The organism is Synechococcus sp. R5-15, from assembly GCF_047462035.1.
In the GTDB taxonomy this organism is placed as follows: domain Bacteria; phylum Cyanobacteriota; class Cyanobacteriia; order Thermostichales; family Thermostichaceae; genus Thermostichus.
In genome coordinates this window covers 1-5,922 of the sequence record NZ_JANSIK010000123.1, presented here as the reverse complement: position 1 = coordinate 5,922, position 5,922 = coordinate 1, and the positions used below count along the sequence as shown (strand labels likewise).

The 5,922-nt window shown below is 56.5% G+C and carries 6 protein-coding genes; 4 read left to right on the top strand and 2 right to left on the bottom strand.

Going from position 1 to position 5,922, the window contains the following annotated elements:
* Nucleotides 1-205: 205 nt before the first annotated feature.
* Nucleotides 206-1,123: a CoB--CoM heterodisulfide reductase iron-sulfur subunit B family protein gene (locus NW839_RS10865; RefSeq protein ID WP_414350783.1), complete on the bottom strand. Its 918-nt coding sequence runs from the start codon at nucleotides 1,121-1,123 to the stop codon at nucleotides 206-208.
* 319 nt (nucleotides 1,124-1,442) lie between these two features.
* On the opposite strand from NW839_RS10865, the gene NW839_RS10860 reads away from it, so the two are divergent.
* Both NW839_RS10860 and NW839_RS10855 read left to right on the top strand, forming a co-directional pair.
* Complete coding sequence (locus NW839_RS10860; protein ID WP_414350784.1) at nucleotides 1,443-2,195, top strand: hypothetical protein; 753 nt, start codon at nucleotides 1,443-1,445, stop codon at nucleotides 2,193-2,195.
* 307 nt (nucleotides 2,196-2,502) lie between these two features.
* The gene (locus NW839_RS10855) at nucleotides 2,503-3,252 is read left to right on the top strand and encodes a YebC/PmpR family DNA-binding transcriptional regulator (protein ID WP_414350786.1); all 750 of its coding nucleotides are present in this window, start codon (nucleotides 2,503-2,505) and stop codon (nucleotides 3,250-3,252) included.
* Between the two features lie 53 nt (nucleotides 3,253-3,305).
* On the opposite strand, the gene NW839_RS10850 is transcribed toward NW839_RS10855, so the two are convergent.
* Nucleotides 3,306-3,617 carry a YbjQ family protein gene (locus NW839_RS10850; RefSeq protein WP_011432974.1) on the bottom strand — a complete coding sequence of 104 codons (312 nt, stop codon included), beginning with the start codon at nucleotides 3,615-3,617 and terminating at the stop codon, nucleotides 3,306-3,308.
* Between the two features lie 389 nt (nucleotides 3,618-4,006).
* Between NW839_RS10850 and rbsK the strand changes: the two genes are divergently transcribed.
* Together rbsK and NW839_RS10840 are read left to right on the top strand one after the other, a co-directional pair.
* Entirely contained in the window at nucleotides 4,007-4,924 is a 918-nt protein-coding gene (gene rbsK / locus NW839_RS10845) for a ribokinase (RefSeq protein ID WP_414350789.1), read from the top strand.
* A 253-nt stretch (nucleotides 4,925-5,177) separates the two neighbouring features.
* Nucleotides 5,178-5,849: a response regulator gene (locus tag NW839_RS10840; protein WP_414350791.1), complete on the top strand. Its 672-nt coding sequence runs from the start codon at nucleotides 5,178-5,180 to the stop codon at nucleotides 5,847-5,849.
* Nucleotides 5,850-5,922 lie beyond the last annotated feature (73 nt).

Below are 5,922 nucleotides of genomic sequence, written 5' to 3'. Positions count from 1 at the left end.
AACAAACAGAATGCTATCGCTGCATAGTTGAACAGTGATGTTCAGCAGTGTTCAGCGTAAATGTATCAGTAGGTGGATCTAAGCTTACGAGGATCTTTGCGGTTTTTGAACAAGGACGGGTACCTTGCTGGGCAGAATAGCATATCCTTCCCAGGCAGACCCCACCTGATGTTTGCCCAGGGATCCCCCAGCCATCAAGTGGGATTTAGCGGCCTATTTTTTGCAGGGCTCTTTCCACCTGTACTACATGGCGGTTCAGTCCCAAGTTTTCCGCCGGGATCCCCAGGGCCAGGCCCACCAATTGTGGCAAATGCAGGATCGGGATCCCCAGCTTGCGCCCGATCACCTCTTCCACCTCCGGCTGCCGAGAGTCCAAGTTGAGGTGACATAGAGGACAGGGGGTAACCAAACAATCGGCTCCCGCCTCTATGGCCTCCAGAAGATGCCGGCCTGCCATCGAGAAAGACTGCTGCGGGGCGTAGCTGGAAATGGGCCAACCGCAACACTGGGTGCGCCCGCGATACCAAACGGGGGTGGCCCCCAAACGCTCGAAGAGATCCTCCATCAAATGGGGATCCCGCGCCACATCAAAGCGGGAGATGTCGTAGGCCCGCAACAGATAACACCCGTAGAAGGCAGCGCAGCGCAGTCCCAGGAGAGGCCGTTTGACCTGTTGGGCCAATCGCTCCAGGCCGTAGTCATGAACCAGCACCCACAGCAAATGGCGCACATCGCCTGTGCCCTGGTAACGGCTCTCACAGCCCCCTTTCTGGCACAGGGCTTGCACCTGGTGAAAGTACTCTGGATTCGCGGTTTTCGCAGCTTTTAACTTTTCATTCACGCGGCCCAACACCCCCTGACAGGTGCTGCAGTGGGTGAGCATCGGCAGCCCCAGCGCTTCCGCCAAAGCCAGGTTGCGGGCATTCACCGTATCTTCCAGCAGCTCCGATTCTTCTTTGAAGGTGCCCGAACCACAGCAAGAAGCAGCCTCCAGCTCCACCAGTTCAATGCCCAGATGCCGCGCAATCTGGTCGGTGGAGTCATACAGCTCACGACAGGCCCCCTGGGCCACACAGCCGGGGTAGTAGGCGTAGCGCAAAGGTGAAGGAACAACCGCGGTCATGAGAAGACGTGAGAAGAAGAAGAGAATTGGGTTTGCGATCTCAACGGTAATAACAATCCATGGATCCATTGCCCACACAGCAGAGCACTGGCCTGCCTGCAGAGCGGGAACCCAGAGCCTAAGATCCTACACCCATGCGCTGCCACAGCACATCCGTTGCTGCCCAGGACAGGGAGTTTGTCAAAGCTTCCCTATTTATCTGCCCCTATTTTGAAACCATTCGGAGCCGATACCCTATTTTTCTCCCTGCCTAGTGCCTCCCTAGCCGATGTCGGGTAGATTTGGCGGTAGCCATCGCTGAGGAATCGGTCAACGCCTTATGAACAGCCCGATCCAGGATCGCGATTTCCCCTTTTCACCCCGCTCTAAGCAGGGCAGTCTGGGTTGGAGCCTTCCTCTAAAAGGTTGGGGATTTGGCTTGTTTTTCGGATCCCTAGTTTGGGCAGGATGGGCAAGTCAACTCCAGCTATGGGCCCAGCCGGTCGAACAGCAACCTCAGGAAGAAGTCCTTGTGCCGGGGCGCAATCTGGATCCTGGGGCGCAAATCCGGGTGCGTAACGAGCTGGTCAAGATCTGTGGGGACTATCGTTGCGAAGGCTATCGCTTTTCGGTACGGGTACCGATCAGCCCTGAAGACACCCTGGAAACTCTGCTGGGGCGGCTGGATACGGAGATGCTGCGGGAGGTGGATCGGGTGTTTCAAACTCGGCCCGATCTGAATCGGGTCATTGTCGATGGCTACGTCTTTTCGGGTACTCCCGCTTTTGTCAGCCGGGAAGTGCTGCTGCAAACAATGTTTGTGCCCCGTCACCGTTGGGAAGTGGGGCGCTTTGGGCCAGAGCAAGATGCGATTTTCTATGCCGAGCTGTTGGGACAGGTGACGCCCTTTCTAACTCCATCCCCAACCCCCACGCCTACACCTGGGCCTGTGCCTGGAGAAGGTGTGCCCCCTCTGCCCCCGCCTCCTGGGGAAACTCCTCCCATAGAGGCAACGCCTACCCCTCAAGAAACCCCAGCCCCTCCGCCTCCGCCCCAAGGGGATGTGATCCAGCGGCAGCCGATTCAGCCCTGATGGGTTTGTTGGGTAGCTGAGTCTGGGTTGTGAAGGATCCCTCGTTATAGTCATTTCAAACCAGATTGAGATACTCCCCAAGCGCTCCGCGCCGCTGCCCTTACCCCCAGTTTCTCTCTGGGAGAGGGAGTTAGGAATCGACATAACGAACCGTTTCACTGCTGTTTGAAATAACTAACTATAATTTAATTTGTGACCAGGCCAGTGCCCTCCCAGTTGTCGCGGGGTTGAGTCCTGAGCCGAGGTGATCTAGGCTTCAAAAGTGGAGGGATCCCTCCAATTCATTGCTTGACTGGTGTGTGGCGGCATGGCAGGACACAGCAAGTGGGCCAACATTAAACGGCAAAAGGCCCGTGTAGATGCCAAAAAGGGCAGCCTCTTTACCAAACTCTCGCGGGCCATCATCGTGGCAGCTCGCAACGGCTTGCCAGATCCGGATGGGAATTTTCAGTTGCGGGCGGCAGTGGAGAAAGCCAAAGCAGCGGGGATGCCCAGCGAAAACATTGAACGAGCCATTGCCAAGGGAGCCGGCAACTGGAGCGACGACAGCCCCCTGGAAGAAGTTCGCTACGAGGGCTACGGCCCCGGTGGGGTGGCTGTGTTGATCGAGGCCATGACCGACAACCGCAACCGCACGGCTGCCGAGGTGCGAGAAGCCTTCAGCAAAACCGGCGGCAGCTTGGGAGAAGCCGGCTGCGTGAGCTGGCTGTTCCGGCAAAAAGGGGTGATTAGCCTAGAGGGGGTGACAGATCCCGAAGCTCTGCTGCTAGCGGTAGCCGAAGCAGGCGGGGAGGATCTCAAGGTAGAGGGAACCGACGCAGAAGTCTACTGCGATTACACCCTGCTGGAGCAGGTGGCCACCTACCTGAAAAAAGAGGGCTACCCAGTGCAAGATGCGGCCATCCGCTGGATCCCATCCACTGAGGTGCATGTGGAGGATCCCGATACGGCCAAGTCAGTGCTTGCCCTGATGGAGCGTCTCGACAACCTAGACGATGTGCAGAATGTCTACGCCAATTTCGAGATCGACGAGGCGGTGATGGAAAGCCTGGCCTGAGAACAGGCTGCCATCATCTTCCGAGAAAGGGAAACCTTCAACAGAAGCATCCGTCAGCGGAGCTTAACGGCGGTGCCGGCGGCGGTAACGAGGATCATTGTCGTGCTCATGTTGGTATGAATGCTAACGCCTAGGATGCCATTTGCTCCCAAACGTTTGGCTCGCTGCTCCAACTCTTCCAAAACCTTTTTCTGGGCATTCTCGAAAACTTCTTCATAGGTTCTTGTGCGTCCCCCGATGATGTTGCGGAGGGTAGCAAGGAAGTCCCGTAGAACATTGGTGCCATAAACTACCTCGGCGGTAACAATGCCCAAGTAACGCTCAACCTCTCTACCTTGGAGCACGTCTGTAGTGGTCAGCAACATCAGCTTGCTTCCTGGGTCAACACCCACCAAGATAGTCGGGATCCTCAACCTTTGGAATCGGGTTCTTGCCCTGTGTTTTCAGCAGAGTGGCGATATGTCGAAGGGCGACCAATCCCTACAGATAACCGTTCCACAACGCATAGTCATTTATCTCACCGTTGAGGTGAAACAAACGACCGGTTGCTTCCTGCTAAGGCCTCCGGCCCGCTAGCGCGATCAGTTGAAATAGATGGTAATAAAAACCACGACTGCTATCAGCCCTTGCCGCGTGGTAGGGCGCTCAAGGGGATCCCTGGCCAAGACCGGCGGCTGATACAATAGCTGCCCAGGGATCCAAACCAAAGATCTCTAGATCTCTGCTTTTCCAACAGGATTTCCCCACAAGCCCGATGGCAGGCCCGATCCGAGTGGTGGGTAGCTTGAACATGGATTTGGTGGTGCAGGTGCCCCATCATCCCGGCCCTGGGGAAACGGTGCTGGGATCCGACTACGCCACCTACCCTGGCGGTAAGGGAGCCAATCAAGCGGTGGCAGCGGCGCGGGCGGGAGCCCAGGTGGAAATGTGGGGAGCGGTGGGATCCGATGGGTTTGGGCATCTGCTCCAAGAGAACCTGGAGCACAACGGCGTGGATACCCGCCACCTGAGGCAGTTGGAGGGGCCCAGCGGCCTAGCTTTGATCACAGTGGATCCCGGCGGGCAAAACAGAATCGTGGTCAGCCCTGGAGCCAATGGTCGCTATCTGCCGGAGCATTTGCCTCCCTTTACCCCGGCGGCCCTGCTCCTGCTGCAACTGGAAATCCCCCTGCCCACCGTGCAAGCTGCAGCAGAACAAGCCTCTGCCCAAGGGATCCCGATTTTGCTCAACCCTGCGCCCATCGTGCCATTGCCGGGATCCCTGTTGCGCCGGGTTCGCTACTTGGTGCTCAACGAAAGCGAAGCGGCTGCCCTTGCCCAATCTCCTGTGGAGACGCCGGAACAAGCCCAAAAGGTGGCTCAAGAACTGCAGAAACACGGGATCCCAGCCGTTATCCTTACCTTGGGAGGGGCAGGGCTGGTCTGGGCAGATGGGGAAGAAAGTGGCCATTGGCCAGCTCATCCTGTGGAAGTGGTGGATACCACCGCTGCCGGAGATGGGTTTTGTGGGGCCTTAGCTGCTTGTTTGGCTGCCGGGGGATCCCTGAGGGAAGCCCTGCGTTTTGCCAATGCCGCCGCTGCTTTGGCCGTAACCCGTGCGGGAGCCCAACCTAGCTTGCCCCAACGCTCTGAGATTGAGGCGTTTTTGGCCTCTGCCGTAGAAACAGCATAGACTGCTGCTTATCAAAAGTTTTCGACGTCTGCGGTGGAGAAGTTCATTGGCCGTTTGCGTGAGCGCTATGGGGAAACCGCAACCTCCACAGGACAGAGCGGGGCCAAATCCTTTTTCCGAGCTGCTACTCATCGCCGGTGGAGGGGATCCCTTGCTCCATTGAGTACTGCTCAATAGTGCCTTGTCTTCCCTTGTGGGTGTCTTTAGAGTTAGGTAGTGAAAAGAAAGTATTCGGTAATTCTGATAAAGGCCCGTGAGTACCCTCCTTGCTGAAGATGACGCTCTCTACCGTCAGCATGTTCATAGCCTGCTAACACAACATTTGCCTGAGTTCGGCCCGGTGTATATAGCCTCGAATGGTAGAGAGGCGTTGGAACTCTACCGCCAGCACCACCCCAGCTTCGTGTTGATGGACATTCGCATGCCTGAGATGACCGGGATCGAGGTAGCACGACAGGTTTGGTCAGAGTGCCCCAGCACGCGCATCATTTTTTGGTCGCATTTTGCCGATGAAGTCTATGTGCGGGAACTGCACAAGATCGTGCCTCCGCAAACCGTCTATGGCTACCTTTTGAAAAATTGCACCGATGAAAAATTGGTCAGCGCTATCCAAGCAGTGGTGCAGGATGAGCAATGCGTGATCGACCGAGAGGTGCGCGGAGTCGATTCCCGTTCACAAAACAAAATTACCGGTCTCAGCGACGCCGAGTACGAAGTGTTGATCGACATTGCCCTCGGCCTCACCGACCAGGCCATTGCTGCACGGCGCTTTTTGTCCCGCCGAGGGGTAACCAACCGTCTGCGCAACCTCTACGACAAGTTAGTGCGCAACCTCTACGACAAGTTAGAAGTCAGCAACGACCAAATTGAGAGCATGCCTCTAACCCCCAAAACCCTGAACTTTGCTGAATTTACTGAGCTTTAGGCAGTTTGGCAAAAGTCATTGAGAGGGATATAGTAGACCAAGTTTCCCCCTGATCCTTGAGTCCACCGCAACG